Here is a 19,233-nt window from a genome sequence, read left to right as displayed (position 1 = left end):
GGGTAGCTCAGCCTCTTCCTGTTTTATAAACTTCAAATTCTTTAAGAATATGAGCAGCTATTTCATACTCACTTGATCGTTTGACAAACGCTGGGTCAATATTTAAAAAATGGATAAAATCGGTCAAATCATCTCCTTCCAGACCAGTTAAATCCTTCACTATTTCAGGATTATATTTTTTGTCATTTACAATTTTATTTCCTTGATTCGCTACCGTTTCATAGTACTTTACTTTGTTCTTGTGTTCTTTACTAATCTTTTTTACTAAAAAGGAAATGGGTTTAGTTACCGCATATTTCAATGAATTGTTATAAGTGGGATCATAATTTATCGGAATCTTACTTTTGGGTTTATTTGGTTTCATTCCAAAAGGTACAAAATTGTCATTTTCAACTTCTCCCATATCCACTAATTTTCTTCGAAAATCTGCTTCTGTTTCCGGTAGATTACTCACTCTCACCTCATCAAGTTGAATTACAGCAGGATTTAGGGTAATCCTAAGATATTCAGCATTACCCACTACAAATTGCTTTGAATTAAAGTTTATGTTTGAAGCAACCAACGTATCTCCTTTTATGACAGATAAAGAAAAAGTTCCTTTCTCATCAGAAATGGCCATTTTATTTTGAGAGGTATTTACAATATGAACTCCTTCAATCGGCAAACTATCTGCAGCTGAAGTAACTTTCCCCTGCAATTCCTGAGCTGAGACATGCAAAGTAAAAGTTACCATCAAAAAGAAGGTCAACACTATTTTCATTTTATGGTATTAAAAGTTTAAACTCTTTTAACTCAACGCTAAAAAGTGAATTTTTATTTGCTACTATACTCTTCGAATTTATCAAGAATTGTTTTGACCACTTCATAATCACTTGATTTAGATAAAAAATCATAATCAAAATCCAAATACTCCATAAAATCCATAAGCTCCTTGGCAGTTAAACCTGTAAGTTTCGTAACAAGTTCTTTATTATATTTCTCACTATTGGCAAAAACTTGTTCTTTTGAAGCTTTCAGTTCGTAGTAGTCCCTTTTTGCTTTATGCTTCTTACTAAACTTTTTAGTAAAATAAGAAATAGGGACAGTTATTGATGGATTAAAATTTTCATCAGCACCAAAAACAACATCGGTTTCCCTATTATAAAGTTTAGGTATTCTGCCTTTAGGCTTAGCTGCATTAACACCAAAGGGAATAAATGAATCTATTTCCAGAACTCCAAGATCCATAAGCCTTCTTTTAAAATCATTTTCATCCTCTGGTAAATTCGTCACTTTTACCTCCTTCAACTGAATTACATTTGGATGCAAACTAATCATTTTGAAATCAAATTCTTGAACCACAAAGTTAGAAGACTTGAAACTTACATTCGAAATCTTAATTGTATCGCCAATGTTAGCTATTAAATTAAAATACCCATTTTCCGAAGTAAAAGTGAGCTTTTGCTGTGATACATTAAGAATATGAGCACCCTCAATAACCTGATAGTCCTCTGATGAGAACACCACGCCTGTAATCTGATCTTGACCCCATAGCAGACTTGGAATAAAAACACAAATTGCAACTATAAAAACAATACGCATGAAAAAGAAAACGCGCCATGCATATGAAAATTATTCCAAAGACCGATCTAAAAGTCTCTTATCAATACTTTTGGTGGTTTTAGCCCCCAACTCCCTCAAAATCTCAGTTCTTCTAATCAAGTTGCCTTTACCATCATATAATTTTTTCATGGCGTCAGAATAACTATTTTGAGTAGTTTTAAGGTTATTGCCCACCTTTAGGAGATCATCAGTAAAATTTGTGAATTTATCGTACAGCGCACCGGCTTGTGTAGCAATTTCAATAGCATTTTTATTTTGCAAGTCCTGCTTCCAGATGTAGGAAATTGTACGAAGAGTAGCCATTAAGGTAGTTGTAGATACCAAGACGATATTCTTATCTAAAGCTTTTTCATACAGAGTATGATCTTCCTTCAGTGCAATGGTTAAAGCTGGCTCGTTAGCTACAAACATTAACACATAGTCTGGTTGATTAATATCATACAAATTTTGATAATTCTTCTCACCTAAAGTTTTGATATGAGAATACATACTGTCCAAATGATTTTTAAGGAAGCGTGCTTGCTTAATATCATCATCAGCATCAAAAAAGTTACTGTAAGCAGTTAAAGACACTTTAGAATCAAGCACCAAGTACTTATCGTCAGGCATTTTGATGATGTAATCTAACCTTTGATTAGCTCCCTCTTCATTCTTATAATTTTTTTCTTTCTCGTAATGCACTCCCTTTTGCAAACCAACCTTTTCCAAAATGGCTTCCAATTGCATTTCTCCCCAATTTCCTTGAGATTTCGAATCGCCTTTTAAAGCCCTGGTCAGATTTTCTGCTTCTTTGGTTATTTGCAAGTTCAATTCTTTTAGAGAGCTAATTTGCTCTTTTAAAGCTGTATTCCAGACTAGACTTTCTTTGCTACTTTTCTCTACTTTCTCCTCAAATTTATCGATCTTCTCTCGTAATGGATTCAGTAATTCTCCAATATTGGTTTTGTTTTGATCCGTAAATTTCTTGCTTTTTTCCTCGAATATCTCTTGTGCCAAATTTTTAAACTCGCTTTTAAACTGCTCCTGAAGTTCAGCAAGTTCGGATTTATGTTCATCCAGCTTAATTTTCAAATTTTTATAGTCCGACTCCACTGAAGAAAGTTGTCGAGTAAGTTGAATATTTTTTTCTCTCTCTTGAGCGTGAGCTTCTTTCTCTTCTTTTATTTCAATAGCTAAATTATCCCTCTGACTTTTCGATACACTTAGCTCTGTTAGGACTTGCTGTTTTTCGCCTCTTAGCTGTTCTAAATCCTTTCCACCAGTGTTTTGAGACTTAAAAATAAAATATGCCAGTACTGCTCCGACAAGTAATCCTATGACAACGCCAACAATTTCCATGATGCTAAAATTAAAATACTATGTAGTTGAACAAAATTAAGGATTCGAAGGGAGAGATAATTAAAATCCAGAAAAATAATCCAGAAAAAATAGACATAAAAAAAGCCGGATCAACCGGCTTTTCATTATCAAAATATTATATTATTAATTAAGTACGAATCTAATCGGAATTACCCTCTGAGAACGTACCGCTCTACCTCTTTGCTTACCAGGTGTCCATTTCGGTGCGTTTTTCACTACTTCCACAGCTACTTCATCACAACCTCCACCAATACCTTTTACTGCTTGCACGTCAGTTAATGATCCATCTCTTTCAATTACGAACTGAACATAAACTACACCTTCAATTCCCATTCTCTGTGCTTGACGTGGATACTTATCATTTAATTGGTTAGCAACATAGTCATAAAAAGCCTGGATTCCTCCAGCTGGTTCGGCTTGTTGTTCTACAATTTGGAATACCTTATCAACTTCTTCTTCTTCACCTTCTTCCTCGAATACCATATCCTCAATTGCATCATCCTGATCCATATCCATGTCCAAGTCTAATTCAATTTCTTCCTCAATTTCTTCTTCATCAGGGATCTCAATGATTTCAGGAAGCTTTACTTTTGGTGGCGGGGGAGGTGGCTGCTCCGTAGGTGGAATCTCCATGATTTCCTCCATATCGTCATTCACCGTACCTAAGTCCATGGCCGGCCCTTCATCATAAAATTTGTATTCAAAAGCAAAAAACACCAAGGAGATGGAAACAACCAGTCCTATGTTCAAAAAAAGCGTTGACTTTTTGTTGATGTCTGCTTTCGGATTCTTTTTAAGTTCCATAATTAAACATCGTTTAGATAGTAAAACTATTATTTAATGATTTAAATTCAAATTATCTTATCATTCTTTTCAAATAAATTCGAATTAAATTTTATAAATCAGATAAAATACAAACCATCCTGCAAAAACTCCAAGACTATTTGCTACAATATCTGATAATTCCAATCCTCTTTCAGGAATGAATGTCTGACCTATTTCAATTGCCAATCCGTAGATGAAACTTATTGAAGTTGCCAAAGGGACAGCTTTATAACGAAAGTATAAAAAGGTATATTGTTTGGAGAACCCTAGAATCAAAAGAAAACACAAGACCGAAAAAACGAAAAAATGGGCAATTTTATCAAAATTCAAAAAATCCCATACGCTGGTTACTGGCATTGATTCTCCAGGAGTTAAGCCCAATAACAATATGAGCAAGAACCAGATGATTCCAAACAGGTTATACCTGAGAAACATATTTATTCTCCTATCAATTCTTTGTAAGCCTCAGCTGACAGCAATTTTTCAACTTCAGAGGTATCGGACAGTTTCAGTTTAATCATCCAGCCTTTCTCATACGGGTCCTCATTTACAGACTCAGGTGCGTCTTCCAAATCTTCATTAAACTCGAGAACAGTTCCACTGATAGGCATAAACAAATCAGAAACAGTTTTCACAGCTTCTACTGTTCCAAAAACTTCTCCTTCTTCAATTTCTTCATCAATAGTCTCAACTTCCACATATACAATGTCGCCTAATTCGCGTTGCGCAAAATCAGTAATGCCAACATAAGCTTCATCACCTTCAACTCTCACCCATTCGTGATCTTTGGTGTATTTCAAATTCTTAGGAATATTCATTCTTAAATTATTTTAAAATGGCTAATGATTAATATTTTCCCAAAATTACATTCTTTTTTCGGATGCAAAAATATTTATTGCAATCCGAAGCGAACTTGTACACCAAAGGACGTATTTGTGGTTGGAAATGAGTTTTGAACTCTCGGTTCGTTGAAGTTTCTTTGAAAATAAAAATTTAAGTTTAATCTTTCATTTACAGTATAATTAATGGTGGGCCTTAGTTGGAAATTTATTGTGCCATCAACCAGTACATTCCTGCCATCATCTAAGGTTCGTTGCACTACTTCTGTATCTCTGACAGTCACACTCAAATTCATAGTCAAATCATTATCAAGTGAGACTGTTCTACCTTTGACTTTAAATGGTAAAGTGAAATTAGGGTCTGTAAATCCAATATCGATCACAATATCATTGCTTTTTTGATCTGTAATTTGAGATGTTTCTGTGCTTAACGCCACGTTTCTCTCTTTTTTATATTCAAATTTGGCTGTTAATCTACCAGAACTTCTTAAGCTTACTCCGATCAAAGGTGAGAACCTTTCTGAAATCAAAACCTGACCGATTGTATAAACTGGTAAATAAAATCCGCTATCAGAAACCGCTGTTGGTAGCGGATAGTTTTCCAAACTATTACTAAGATTTAAATTACTTTCTCCACTGTAAACCGCATTATTTATATAATTATTAATCGTTAATGTGGATACGTAAGCATGACTTAAACTAACGCTTGGAAATACTTCTTTGATTGCCTTGATATTGGATAAACCTTTATAATCAACTCGCCAATTTGGAAGAGGAATTTTTGGAAAAGGATTATTTGAGATTTCCTCTGGAGATGTGCCTGTATAAGCCGCTAAGAAAGATGGGATTAAAACATCTTGATGGTTTAGTTGATATTCACCACCACTAGAATTGAGAGTGGAGAGTCTTTGTCTTAATATATCTCGATTTTGGCGTACTTCTTCAAAAATGGACGAACTGTTTTCATCAGTAGGAACAAATGCAGTATTAATCATATTGTAACTCATTATATAATTCCCGCTTCTCGTTGGAGTTAGATTTACGAAAGCATCAGCTTCATCACTAAATCTAAAGAGTTCGCTGTAGTTTTCGTTCACTGTTCTATTAACATCGATTTGAATACTCAAATCTTTCGCTGGCTCAAGTGTGGCTTTCAAATCGAGTGTTTTGGTGATTGATTGAGTGTAAAAATTTGACTGAGAAGTTGACTGGGCTAGCCAATCATTCTCTGCGGCTCGAAACCTTATACTTGGATCTTGACTACCAAACACAAATGGAAGACCAGGTGCTGTAAGGGAAGAGTCAAGTCCGAAAAGATAAACTCTGTTTCTAAATCCTGGAAGTAGAGTCCCTCCTCTTTCATTATAACTACCCGTGATATTTTTTACGGACATCAGTAGTTTTAATAATCCTTTTACGATTGGGGCGCCCGGTTGTGTCCAGGTTGTGTCTTTTTGGTTTGCACGAAGTCTAGGAGGATTATTAATACTATTCAAGATCTTAACTTTATTATAAAGTTTATTCATATCCAATCTCGAATTCAGTCCCCACTCACTACTGTTCTGTATGATGTGGCCTAAAGTATCTATTTGATTCAAAGATCCTGAAGTCCAATTAAAATCAACCTTATAACGAGCTTCCGCTGATATCCAGTCTGTAAACGGAATCTTACTCAATGGGACTTGGTACCCGGTCACTACACTTTGATCAAAATTCTTCATCCTACCAAAGTTTTGAAGATTGGTCATAATGCTATCCCTTTTTTCTTCGGTATTGATTTCTCCAGGAGCCTCATCAATGATTGAAAATGCTCTAGCGGAATAATTGATATTAATGTTTTCGGTTAGATTCCAATCAAGATTATAATTTCTGTTTAATGTAAAAGATTTTTGAAATTGAGGCTCAATTCCATCGATCCCAAGCCTGTCGTTTCGTAATTGCGTTTTTATATAACTTCTATCCAGATCAGCACGAAGTCCGAAAGTTGAAGGTAAAGGATTAATATTAATATCTTGAATGAGCTTTAAATATGGCGAACCCAAAAAGCCTACCTCTTTCAGTGGTGCTATACTAGCATTCGGAAAACCATAATTATAACCGACTGCACCTTTATAATTTCTAGTTTCAAGTTGTGCTGTTTGTAAATTACTTCGATTTATGTCGCTATATGCATAGGTAAAATCAAAATTTGAAATAGCAAAAGGCAAAACTAGTTTATCTACTTGCTTTCTTTCCTTTCTAACATTAGTGAAATTTATACTTCTTCTCACTTCTTGATCAACTACTAAATTTCTATAATCTTCTGCCTCCTCAGCAGTTTCAAAACTTTCAAGTGCAGCCGTGAGAGGAATATCAGGATCTCTCGGATCAAAAAATGGAGTGGCCGTAAAAGTTTGATAGCCCAAATACATAGGGATTTTCACACCAGATTCATCCCCAAAAAATTTCCCTAAACTAATATTAGCTGATATGTCATATGCTTCCGTGGTTTCTCTTGTTCTTTGTGCAATGTTTTGTTCAATTCCACCAAAACCCACTGTTGAATAATTGGTACCCATAGTGATATTGGCAAAATCCGCTAATTTTGCATTTAAAGTAGCATTAGCTGCCCAACCGTTGGTTTGATCAAAATCAGTAACCCGCATTTCATTAGCCCAAACGCAAACGTCTTTCGGCAAAGTACTACCGCCATCAGGATTACGAATACCTACCATCATAGTTTGCACCGAGCTCATATCTGGTCTTCCTCTTACCGTAAGTGTATATTTCCCAAATTGCTCGGTATATGGCAATAGTATATTTTGATTTCCTAAGACTCTATTTCTTCTAGATTTTAGTTCATACAATTTATTAATATCAAGGTCGATTTCATTCTCCAATGGCCAAATATCTCTTGGATCAGTGGTTTGATAAGGTGTAATTTTTAAGGGAATTTCAATTTCGTAGTAATTATCATCAAAATCAGTTCCCAATCTCACAAAAGCAGTAACGTCATCATCTGAAATATTTGAGCCCTGTGCATGTAGAAACATCTTAAGAGTATTATAATTAATTAAATCAAAATTCACGTTCTTAAATGCTGCCACAGCTTTACCCTCCTCGAGATCATCAACACATAATTGAATAGATTTTTCATTCTGTCTGACTGGGTTAGCCACAGCAGCAATATCCTGATCACGTGATATGCCAGGAGGCAAAACATAAGGAACTTTACCAGAACCATTTTCAGAATTGGCTTCAATACTAACTGCAGAAATTACCAAATTAGAGGGCTTTTGCTCTGGGGTTTCAATAATTCCAGTTCGCGCCAATGACCCATCGTACTTACGCCATTGTGATCCCACCAAACGGAAATCAGCCATTCTTAACACAACTGGCTGTTCAAAATCTGTAAGAACTGTTCTAATATACCGGATAGTTTTGAACCCTTGAATCTCACCTTGAGTTCTTGACGGATTTCTTACCGGAACCCTAAATAAATACCACTTTACATTTTCATTATCACTCGAAGCGGTCACTTCATCCACAATTAAGGGATTGTTAGCCACGTTCAGATTGCCTCTAGTTAGAGGCACTTCATATTCATAATACTCTTCTAGAGTGGATACCGTCCTATCATTATTCAAATCTTCAGAATTGGGATATCTACTACCAGATGGGTTAAAATCTTCACCCCCGTTTCCAGCGGGAGTATTTCCCTCCATATTGCTGAAGCTCTTATACCTTTCTACTATCGGAGCTTCTCTTGCATCGAACTCATCTCCTAAAAAATATTGAAAATTATCTGCAGAGACATCTGCCAAAATCCTAGCTTTTGCTTCTTCTGAAATCGCAGAGTTGGCATTAATCTCATTGACAAAATCAGAATAAAACTCAGCTTCCAAATCGTTTCTGACTCCATCCAAACCAATATCTTGGTTCGCTCGAGCAGAAGGATCTGTAGAAAAAACATCAGTTATTGGAGCATTGGATGGCACTCTTCCCTCTTCCGTTACATCAACTTCGGCTGTATTATCGTAATTAGCAGGAAGTCCATTTTCATAAGCCAGTTTATTATCAGGTAAAATGTCTTCAGATACACTTCCCAAATTAAAATAAAGCTTACCTCCGGTAGTATTATTAGTAGCGTCTTCAGATCCATCCGCAACCACTCCTCTTTCAGTTTCAATAAAAGGATCTAATAACCAAAATTCAATATATTCAATATTATTTTTATCAAAATCTACCTCAGAAGTTATAGCCCTTGTGATACCCCCCCAGTTCTGTTTAGGATTTTTTAGTAGACCATCAGAAGTTAAGTCACTGTTAAAGTTATACATCCCTCTTTCTTCAGGAAAATATGCAATATCAAAGGTTTGTTGAGCATTTAAGCCTATATTTTCATCTCTATTTTTATAAATTTCTTGAGCAGAAACATATCTGGCATAATGATTTTCTTTCGCTTCATCTGATACTTCAGGGAGATTTTGCCCCGATCGGTTGTAAAAGGTAAGATCAATATTATACCAAGAAAGTTTCGCTCTCTTTTTATTAGCCCCGTACTTTCCTTGTCCTACAAATCGATTGTCTTGCGTAGCAGGAGTAGCTGCTAAATTCCAACTCACAAAATCGCTACCTAAATTATTGACCGTTACAGACTGCTCGAAATCATCTAAGTAAGCAGTACCTTCGCCATCTACCTGACTACTTGTGCCTGGTATCAATTGAGCAAATTCACCTCTAAAAGTCAGAGAAGAAGGCGCTTTGGTATCAATAAAAGGAATGAAATCCACCATCTTAGTTAAGAAGGGGACTTCATCACTATAATTCAAATCTAATCCCCACTTGGTATTGCTTGATGGTTCAGATCCAATGGTGTATCGAGAAACTCCTAACGGTCTTTGGGTGTGTCGTAAGACTGTGGCGCCAACATTGAATTTATCACTTACTACATAATCGAAACGAGTTCCAATCAAAGTTTTAGATTGAAAATTGAACATATCTTCTGTCTCGAAATCAATATCCAAATCCCGTCCGGAGCTTAAAATTCCTTCATTCAATATAATAACCCTGCCTAAATTATAGTCAACCCTATAGTCAATCCCTTCTTGAAGCGGAGTTCCACCAGCACTCACCCTTACTGAATTCTCAGCAATATTAAGGCCTGGCAAAGCAATTTCAGTGGAAGACCCACTTTCATACTGTCCTTTTATAAAAAATTTATCTTTGGAAGTAAGTTGTTGTGCGTCATTTTTAGTAGATCGATATAAAGTATTAAAGACGTATTTACTTTTGAAGGTTTGCTCATCATCTCTAAATAAACTATCTAAACTTCTTCCAAATGGCTCTAATACTGGGAAAATTATCTTGCCTTCTTGCTGATTAATGGTTAAGCCATTAATGTAATCAAAGTTACCATCAGGTTGAGGGTCATTATTTTGATTGAGGCTATCAAGATTAAAGACTCTGAGCAATGGAATATCTCTCAGCGAACTTTCATGTAAGCTAGGGTTATCTTGACCCGTTCTATCATCTCTGTAAATTATCCTTAGCTGAAATCCTTCCTGACTGATTTGATTTCCTTGGAGATTGTAAATATTTTTCATCATCAAATCCCAAGTAGGAACATCCACATTAATTTTTGAGGGTCTTAATAATTTCAATAACACTACATCGTCATCGGGCCTACTACCATAATTTTCTGCCATTTCACCTACTTGATACCGCTGGCCATTGTATGTGTATTCATAGGCAACCGCCAACATTTCATCGTTTTGGAGCTGTCTTCTGAGAGAGATATAACCTAAGGCCTTATCAAAATTGTATTCAGTGGCATCTAACTTCCTTGCTACATTTATGATTTCATAATCGACTGTACGAGACAATTCAGGGCTTGATGTTTCTAAGGAATTAAGAAAATTATCATAATTTTTACTGTAATTATTGATTTCTGCCCACAAGTCATTGGCATCATTATCAGTAGGGCTAGAATTTGAAATTCCTGATTGTAAATATTGAGGTTGGTTTATATTATTGGGATTAGCTTCCCCCAAATCCATAAAGGCAGCAATAGATCTTAGGTTTTGGGTATTCTGGTTCCTATTTAAAATATACACTTCTACTCTTCTTACATCTAAACTGGAATTTACCCGGGGCAATCCATTCAACCATCTTTCATAATTATTTCTAAAGAAATGCCCTAAAAAGAAATGTCTATTTTCATCATAATCTGAGGAACGCACTTCAAATTCTTGTCTCTGTGACCCACCTTCAACTTTCACACTCTCCGCTTTTCCTCTCTGTGTTGAGGCAACACTGGTAACAAATAAATGCCCGAATTGCATTTGCGTCTTTACACCGAACAGGTTTTGAGCCCCTGACATTAGTGAGTTATTTACCGGCATACTCACATTTCCAATTTCAATTTTCTTGAGAATCTCTTCCTCATAACCCGTGTACTCTACTTTTAAATCATTCTGAAAATCAAAGGAATTATTATTGGCAAAATTGGCAGTCACGGCAAGTTTTTCTCCTACTTTACCTACCGCATTCATATTAATTTGCTGATCAAATTCAAAGCTTGAGTATCTTTGTTGTTGTACTGGCAGGTTAGGGTTTTCATTCCGAGTAAATCTCCCACCAAAATCTAAAGTGATAAATCCATTTGGGATCAATTCCACGAAGCTACCTCCAAATAATCTATCAAAAACCGGGCTTACATAAAGGGGAGGAATTAATGATCGGCCACTCACAGCACTTTCACCATCTAAACCTAATGACCTTTCTTTCCAATATTCTTTTAGAATTCGATCATCCTGATACTTTGCAAATTCCTCGTAGGTCATGGATGATGTCGGCCGAAAATCAATATCACCTATGGTCTCATAAATTGAATAATTGAAACCAGTATCAATTTCTACATCCAAACTTAAGGCAGCAGGGTCTTCCAGCAATAATGGACTATTTCCTAAATCATTAGAAAAAGGGTCTCCGTAGCGGTCTTGTGCTTGATAAGTTGGTCGCCTGCTGGGTTGATAATTCTTTACGCTATCTACTTTGGTACTATCTGTTTTAACAGTATCCTGAGCTTGCTGTACCTCCTGAAACATTTCATAACTGAATCCGTTACTTTTAGAGAATAGCTGATAATGTCCTCCAATCAAGAGGAAAAAAATTATTAAAACCCGTAAAAGAAGTTGAAAGCTTCTACTTTGCAAAATACAATTTAGTTTAGGCTGATTTTAAGGCTTGCTTAATTAATTGCTCTAAAGTAATATTTTCCTTGTTAGCTTGCAATATCTTATCAATAACCTTTTCAGCGGAATTTTTAGCGAACCCTAAATTTATCAAAGCTGATAACGCTTCATTTCTTAAGCTATTGTTTGAAACCACAGAAGAATGGCTAGATTCTGAAATTAAACCTTCTTTTTTATATTTATCTTTTAATTCCAAGATCACCCTTTGAGCAGTTTTACCGCCAATACCTTTAATGGATTGAATTTGCTTTACGTTTTCCGATACAATTGCAGATTTGATTTCACTTGGATTCATAGCCGATAACATGCCAATTGCAGTTGAAGGGCCAATTCCTGAAATCCCGATCAAATCTAAAAATACTGCTCGTTCTCCTGGTAAATAAAATCCATAAAGTGTTTGAGCATCTTCTTTGACGTGGAAATGAGTCAAAATCTTTGCTTCTTTTTTATTTTTTAATGCATCATATGCTGAAAGCGGAATGTTGACATGATAACCAACGCCACCCACCTCAATGATTAGGTGGGTAGGTTCTAGCTCAATAATGAGTCCTTTTAAAAATGAAATCATAAGTTAGATCTATTCTGATGGTCTTGTGCATCCACTACTGAGATGGCTACCATATTTACTATTTCTCGAATTGAACTACCAAGCTGAAGAATATGCACTGGTTTATTCATCCCTAGCAAAATTGGTCCAATTGCTTCTGCATTTCCTAACTCCATCAATAATTTGTAAGCAATATTCCCTGAAGCTAAGCTTGGAAAAATAAATGTATTGGCTCCCTTATCCGCCAGTTCGCTAAATGGATACGTTTCCTTTAATAACTCTTCATTTACTGCAATATTGGCTTGAATATCACCATCGATGATCAGATCAGGCCATTTTTCTTTAGCTATTTTTCGAGCTTTAGCTGTTTTTTCTGGTATCTCTCCTTTACTGCTACCAAAATTAGAATAAGATAAAACTGCCATTCGAGGCTCATAACCAAATACTCTGGCACCTCTAGCTGTTAAACCGATTATTTCCACTAGTTCATCCACAGTGGGATTTGTATTTACCGTGGTGTCGGAGAAAAAGAAAGTACCCTTCTTGGTCAATAAGATATACATACCTGCAACTCGCTTTCCCTCTTCTGATCCAATGATCTCCAATGCAGGCCTAATAGTTTTAGGGTAATCTTTAGTAAGCCCTGAAATCATGGCATCAGCTTCACCCAATTCCACCATCATACTTCCGAAATAATTTCGGTCACGCATTAATTTTACAGCTTCATATTGAGTAACTCCTTTTCGCTTTCTTTTATCATATAGTACCTTTCCATACTCTTGACGTTTATCATCATCCAGGAAATTATCAATGATGTCAACCCCTCCTAAATCTAACTGATGAGTTTCAATTAGGGCTTCAATCTTTTTACGATTCCCTAATAAAATCGGCTGAGCAATCCCTTCATCGATGACCATCTGCACGGCCTTAAGTATGTTAGCATTATCAGCCTCTGAAAATACAACGCGCTTTGGATCTTTTTTAGCTTTGGTTAAGATTCTATTCATCAATTTCTGGTCAACTCCTATCCTTTTTTGGAGTTCGACTTCATATTGAGACCAGTCTCTAATATTTGTTTTCGCAACACCAGATTTCATGGCCGCATTGGCCACAGCAGGAGAAATTGTTGTTATTAACCGAGGATCCAGCGGTTTTGGAATCAGGTACTCTCTACCAAAAACAATTTTTTGGTCATCGTATGCCTTGTTTATTAATTCAGGAACAGGTTGCTTGGCCAATTCAGCTATTGCATAAGCAGCAGCCAGTTTCATATCTTCATTAATAGCCGTGGCTCTAACATCCAAAGCACCTCTAAAAATATACGGAAAACCAATTACATTATTTACCTGATTAGGATGGTCAGATCTTCCAGTAGCCATAATAATATCCTTACGTGCCGCCATTGCATCTGCATATGGAATTTCCGGATCTGGATTGGCTAAAGCAAAAACTATAGGGTTGTCGGCCATTGCCTTTATATGCTTTTTATTGATAACATTTCCAGCTGATAAGCCCAGAAACACATCAGCACCTTTCATAGCATCGTATAGATCGTGAACATCTTTATTAGCGGAAGCAAAAAGCTTTCCTTGTTCACTCAAATCATCTCTATCCTTTGTTAAGAGACCCTTTCTGTCAAACATATAAATGTTTTCGATTTTTGCTCCTAAAGAATGATAAAGCTTAGTACAAGAGATGGCAGCAGCACCTGCTCCCATCACTACTATTTTAACTTCTTCTATTTTTTTACCCACCAATTCCAATGCATTGATTAAAGCGGCACTGGATATTATGGCCGTCCCGTGTTGGTCATCATGCATCACAGGAATATTCATCTGCTCTTTTAAGGCAGTTTCCACTTCAAAGCATTCAGGGGCTTTAATATCCTCTAGATTTATCCCACCGAAAGTTGGCTCCAAAGATTTAATGATCTCAATTAACTTCTTAGGATCCTTCTCTTGAATTTCAATATCAAAAACATCAATTCCAGCAAATTTTTTAAACAAAACACCTTTTCCTTCCATTACTGGTTTTGATGCATCAGGTCCAATATCTCCCAAACCCAAAACTGCTGTTCCATTGGAAACCACACCTACTAAATTACCCTTAGCAGTGTATTTATAAGCATTTTCTTTATCTTTCTCTATTTCTTTACAAGGTTCAGCCACTCCAGGAGAATAGGCCAATGCCAAATCCGACTGAGAGCTTAACATTTTGGTAGGCACCACTTCAATCTTCCCGGGTGTGCCTTGCATATGATAGTTTAATGCGTCTTGTCTACGAACTTTTTTAGGCATAACAATTTATATAAAAATGAATATCTACGTTGAAGCAGGAGAACTTCACATTCTCCTCAATTGAAAATAATAAAACAATTATTAAGTAAATGTAGGAAAGACTATGACAAAATTCAGCTTAATAAAGCATTTTAGTGAATTTTAGTCTTTGATACTTTCAGGGACCTTAGCAGTACCCAATATTGCTTTTAACCTGCGCATGGGTTCCCTTTTTGACTCTCCGGGTGCATCCACATAGCCTTCTAGGTAATACAAATCCCCAGATTCTTCGTTAGCAAACAAGTAACTCACAAATGAACCCCCTCTAGAATTGTCAGAATACTTCCACAATCCTTTTATTCTTAAAGCATAATTATTGTTCAGGTTTATGGTATCAATAACGAAGTCCATTTCGTCCTGACTGGTTAGATGTAAATCGGGAAGATCCTTGTCTGTGATGTATTTTTCCCCTAGCGAATTTCTAAAAGATTTAATTTGATCAGGATCAAACACAGATTCATCATTATAAGGCATTTTCACCATCCAAATGTTATACTCCTCTTTAGAATCTAATTCCCTTACCCAAATAAAGTCTTCACTTTTTTGCGCTACATCAAAACCAACCGGCACAATTAACTCAAGATTTAAAGAATCTTGAATATAATTCATAATACCTTTTTGCGCTGTCTTTTTGAAACTAGCTACTAATCTTTCCGCTTCTTTGTCATTAAAAAATTCTTTGATCCCTGATCTATTCGAATTTATATTCTTTATCAGCTCCTCTTCATTTCTTCCAAATAGGTACAGTACTTCCTGCCCTCGAGCATAAACATCTTCCTGATTGAAAGAAAACAAATCAGGTTTTTTTTCTATTTGATTTAATGAGTTTTCCGTAAAATACTTTTTCATGTATTTTCCCTCTGGTTTTTCATTATCCAAAGTAGCGACAAACATCAAATTCTGAGAAGCCTTAAAAACACTGTTAAATTTACTCGGGTCCACAGGTTTTAAATCATATAGTTTTTCATCTTGAGGCAAGACTGTAACATTGGAAGTAAAAATTTCTCTCAATAGGTCACCCAGCTGTCCTTCCCATAAGCTGGGCGGGATAACTAAAATAACTTCTCCTGCTTCTCCTCTCGCTTTTTGTAAAGTAGATTTTGAACCATCATCTTCTTGTCCACCTTTGCCTTCATCACCACACGAAACTGTGAGAAGGGAAAATAAGAGCATGACCGATAAGATATATAATTTATTGATTTTCAACATGATTATAGAATTATGAATTTTCTTTAATTTTAAGGATCTGACCTGGTTTAATACCATTTCCCTCCAAATTATTTATTTTTTTCAACTTCTCTACCGAAAGTCCATCAAATTTTCTGGAAATATCCCATAATGTATCTCCATCTTGAACTTTATATTCCCCAGTTTTCAAAGCTTGATCAATATCAGTTGCAGAGCTTCTGCTTATAGAAGCAAGTTTTTTGTTCACATTATCGTAAAAATCATCTGCGATCCAAATACTTAGTGGTTGACCAACTCTTATGACAGTGCCTCTCAAATTATTCCATTGCTGTAAATCCGCGATTCTAACATTATAAGTTTGTGCAATTTTACCCAATACATCTCCCGACTGCACCTTATAATTCAATTTTTGTCTTCCATAAGTACTCCCCACTTCATTTCTTGCCAATCTTTCAAAATGTTCTTTTCCTTGTCCGGCAAACCTCATGATTTCGTCCAAATTTGCAACTACAAAATCTTTTTGATGAGATGGAATACGTAATTTATACAAAGTGTGATTATCAGAAATCACACCCCGCTTGAGCTCAGGGTTTAGATCATCTAAAACATCAATACAAATACCAGAATGCTCTGCAAATAATGGCAAACTTAAAAATCCTGAAACAGAAATGGTTTCATATTTAGGCATGTATTCGAATTCCTCTATAAAGAGATTGTGCTCTTCCAAATAATTCATGCTGTACATGATAGCAATAAATTGAGGGACATAAGACCTTGTTTCTCTATATAAATACGGATAAATCTCCCAAAAATCTTTTTTATAACCACTTCTCCTAATCGCTTTTCTCACATTACCAGGCCCAGTATTATAAGCTGCTAAAGCTAATTGCCAATCATTGTAGAAATATTTATAAAGAAAAGAAAGATATCTGCAAGCCGCATCAGTAGACTTTTCCATATCCATTTTCTCATCTATATACCAATTTTCGTTTAATCCATAATCCAGTCTAGCAGTAAGCGGCATAAATTGCCAGAGCCCGACAGCACCCGCGGGAGACTTAGCTTTTGGATTTAAACCAGACTCTACAATGGCTAAATACTTTAGTTCATCTGGTAAATCGTATTTTTCCAAGTAGCTTTCGATCATTGGAAAATATTTGCTTTGTAACTTGGCTACCTTTCTAGTATATTCTCTATTAGTTACAGTGAAATAATTGATAAATGAATTGACAATTGGGTTATAGGTTAACGGAATTTCATTTTCAATCTGAGTTAGTCTTTCCTGTACAATTTCTTGCTCATATTCAGGAACATATTCATAATGATGAGATATTTTAATAAGACTATCATTTTCCTGATCTGATTCAGTATTTGAAGCAGATATAGAGTCAGGAATTACATTTTCTATATCGTATATGAATTGTTGGCCGAAAACTGGAGTTAGGAACAGCCACCATAAAAAGCCAAAAACACATATTTTTTTAACCATCACACTAATTTATAATAAGATTATGATTTCATCAAATAATCAGCAAACGCATATAATTCACTTTCTTTGAATACGTCCGTCATTATTTGCAAGCCAATGGGTAAATTTTTTGCATCCACGCCATTTGGAATAGAAATGGCAGGGACACCAGTCACATTAGCTTGAACGGTAAAAACATCCTCTAAGTACATTTCAGCAGGATTATCTCTATTTGCACCTAAAGGAAATGCCGTGGTTGGAGTAGTTGGCAAGACAATAAAGTCATATTCTGCCAGCATTTTTCTCGTTTCGTCTCTAATAATCCTTCTTACTTTTTGGGCTTTAGTGTAATACGCGTCATAGTAACTGGCCGACAGCACAAAAGTACCTAGCATAATCCTCCGTTTTACTTCCTCACCAAACCCTTGAGAACGAGAAAGTTTGTACATACTTTCCATATTGTGTGCTTCTGGCGCTCTATACCCATAGCGGACTCCATCAAAACGGGATAAATTAGCACTTGCCTCGGCAGTTGTTAAAATGTAGTAGGTGGGCAATAAGTAATCTAAATGCGGAAAAGTTACTTCAACGACTTGGTGCCCCTGACTTCTCAACCAATCCAGTTTGGCTACAGTTGCTTCCTTAATTTCCGTTTGGAGCGCTTCATTTTCTAAAGTCTCCTTTAAGTATGCAATTTTTAGCTTTTTGCTAAGCTGAAGATCTTTTGAATACGCAGGTACAGACTCATTAGAAACCGTACTATCAAATTCATCATGACCCGCAATTACTTCTAATATTTGGGCATTGTCCTCAACATTTTTAGAGAAAACACCTATACAATCAAAAGAAGAAGCAAAGGCAATTAACCCATATCTTGAAACTCTGGAATAGGTAGGCTTAATACCTACAACACCACAAAAGGCAGCAGGTTGCCTAACTGAACCTCCAGTATCTGTACCTAAAGAAGCCATGCACAAACCGGCTTGAACGGCTACGGCAGATGCTCCTGAAGAACCTCCTGGCACTTTGGAATTATCCGCTGCATTTAAGGTGGGGCCAAAAGCCGAATTCTCATTGGAAGAGCCCATTGCAAACTCATCACAGTTTTCGACTCCAATTATTATGGCATCTTCATCGATTAATCTTTGGACAGCTGTTCCAGTAAACTGCGATTCAAAACCTTCTAAAATCTTAGAGGCAGACCTCACTTGGTAGCCTTTTTGAACCAATACATCTTTTATCCCAATCACAAGTCCAAATAATTTCCCTAAAGGCTTACCAGCAATAAGCTTCTTTTGCAGATTTTCAGCTTTTGCTAATGCTTCATTTGCATATACATCTAAAAACACATTGAGGTGCTTTTGCTCCTCAATTTGCTTTAAATAATGTTCTACAACTGATTTTAGGGAATACTTATTTTGCTTCAGACCAAGCTGAAGTTGTTTTAGACTGTGATAGGTCTCCAATTTTATTGGTCTTTAGTATTGCTACTTTCTGTGCTATCTGTTTTAGAGGTAGTGTTTTTAGTACCTCCATCTTCAATATTGTCTTTTATTTCTGTAGTAGCGTCTTTAAACTCTCTGATACCTTTTCCTAGTCCTCTAGCAAGGTCTGGAATTCTTTTAGCACCAAAAAATATTAAAATCACCAACATGATTAGAAGAATTTCCCATCCTCCTAATCCTCCTAAAAATGCAAATACTGTGTTCATTGCTCAATTATTATAAATGTGAATGTAAAGTTAATTAATATTTAACTGCCTAAGCAATCACTCATCAAAAAATTGATTGCTTATTTAAGCTAAAGGCTGAGAATGGGTAAATAGTTCAAGGCT

Annotated in this window: 13 protein-coding genes; all 13 read right to left on the bottom strand. The window is 35.9% G+C overall.

The window, feature by feature from the left end; translation table 11 throughout:
- Positions 1-7 precede the first annotated feature (7 nt).
- Complete coding sequence (locus tag AAC601_RS01960; RefSeq protein WP_340152320.1) at positions 8-760, bottom strand: carboxypeptidase-like regulatory domain-containing protein; 753 nt, start codon at positions 758-760, stop codon at positions 8-10.
- Between the two features lie 53 nt (positions 761-813).
- The gene (locus AAC601_RS01955) at positions 814-1,581 is read right to left on the bottom strand and encodes a hypothetical protein (protein WP_340152319.1); all 768 of its coding nucleotides are present in this window, start codon (positions 1,579-1,581) and stop codon (positions 814-816) included.
- Positions 1,582-1,611: 30 nt separating this feature from the next.
- Positions 1,612-2,940 (bottom strand): DNA recombination protein RmuC, encoded by a 1,329-nt coding sequence (gene rmuC / locus AAC601_RS01950; RefSeq protein ID WP_340152318.1) that lies wholly within the window; start codon positions 2,938-2,940, stop codon positions 1,612-1,614.
- 144 nt (positions 2,941-3,084) lie between these two features.
- A complete protein-coding gene (locus AAC601_RS01945) occupies positions 3,085-3,765 on the bottom strand; it encodes an energy transducer TonB (RefSeq protein ID WP_303267958.1) in 681 nt (226 codons plus the stop codon).
- A gap of 84 nt (positions 3,766-3,849) precedes the next feature.
- A complete protein-coding gene (locus tag AAC601_RS01940) occupies positions 3,850-4,143 on the bottom strand; it encodes a VanZ family protein (protein ID WP_303267957.1) in 294 nt (97 codons plus the stop codon).
- Positions 4,144-4,223: 80 nt separating this feature from the next.
- Entirely contained in the window at positions 4,224-4,604 is a 381-nt protein-coding gene (gene gcvH, locus AAC601_RS01935) for a glycine cleavage system protein GcvH (protein WP_340152317.1), read from the bottom strand.
- A 74-nt stretch (positions 4,605-4,678) separates the two neighbouring features.
- Positions 4,679-11,767 (bottom strand): cell surface protein SprA, encoded by a 7,089-nt coding sequence (gene sprA / locus AAC601_RS01930; RefSeq protein ID WP_340152316.1) that lies wholly within the window; start codon positions 11,765-11,767, stop codon positions 4,679-4,681.
- A gap of 67 nt (positions 11,768-11,834) precedes the next feature.
- A complete protein-coding gene (ruvA, locus tag AAC601_RS01925) occupies positions 11,835-12,428 on the bottom strand; it encodes a Holliday junction branch migration protein RuvA (protein WP_303267954.1) in 594 nt (197 codons plus the stop codon).
- Entirely contained in the window at positions 12,425-14,704 is a 2,280-nt protein-coding gene (locus tag AAC601_RS01920) for an NADP-dependent malic enzyme (RefSeq protein WP_303267953.1), read from the bottom strand. The genes ruvA and AAC601_RS01920 overlap by 4 nt, the downstream gene beginning before the upstream one ends.
- Positions 14,705-14,845: 141 nt before the next feature.
- A complete protein-coding gene (locus AAC601_RS01915) occupies positions 14,846-15,952 on the bottom strand; it encodes a DUF4837 family protein (protein WP_340152315.1) in 1,107 nt (368 codons plus the stop codon).
- 10 nt (positions 15,953-15,962) lie between these two features.
- Positions 15,963-17,420 (bottom strand): LysM peptidoglycan-binding domain-containing protein, encoded by a 1,458-nt coding sequence (locus tag AAC601_RS01910; RefSeq protein ID WP_340152314.1) that lies wholly within the window; start codon positions 17,418-17,420, stop codon positions 15,963-15,965.
- A 20-nt stretch (positions 17,421-17,440) separates the two neighbouring features.
- A complete protein-coding gene (gatA, locus tag AAC601_RS01905; RefSeq protein WP_340152313.1) occupies positions 17,441-18,865 on the bottom strand; it encodes an Asp-tRNA(Asn)/Glu-tRNA(Gln) amidotransferase subunit GatA in 1,425 nt (474 codons plus the stop codon).
- Between the two features lie 2 nt (positions 18,866-18,867).
- A complete protein-coding gene (gene tatA / locus AAC601_RS01900) occupies positions 18,868-19,110 on the bottom strand; it encodes a twin-arginine translocase TatA/TatE family subunit (RefSeq protein WP_013455447.1) in 243 nt (80 codons plus the stop codon).
- Positions 19,111-19,233 lie beyond the last annotated feature (123 nt).

Source organism: uncultured Marivirga sp., assembly GCF_963974845.1.
Lineage (GTDB): Bacteria > Bacteroidota > Bacteroidia > Cytophagales > Cyclobacteriaceae > Marivirga > Marivirga harenae.
Note: the sequence above shows the minus strand (reverse complement) of the source record. Positions and strands in the feature narration are given on the sequence as shown.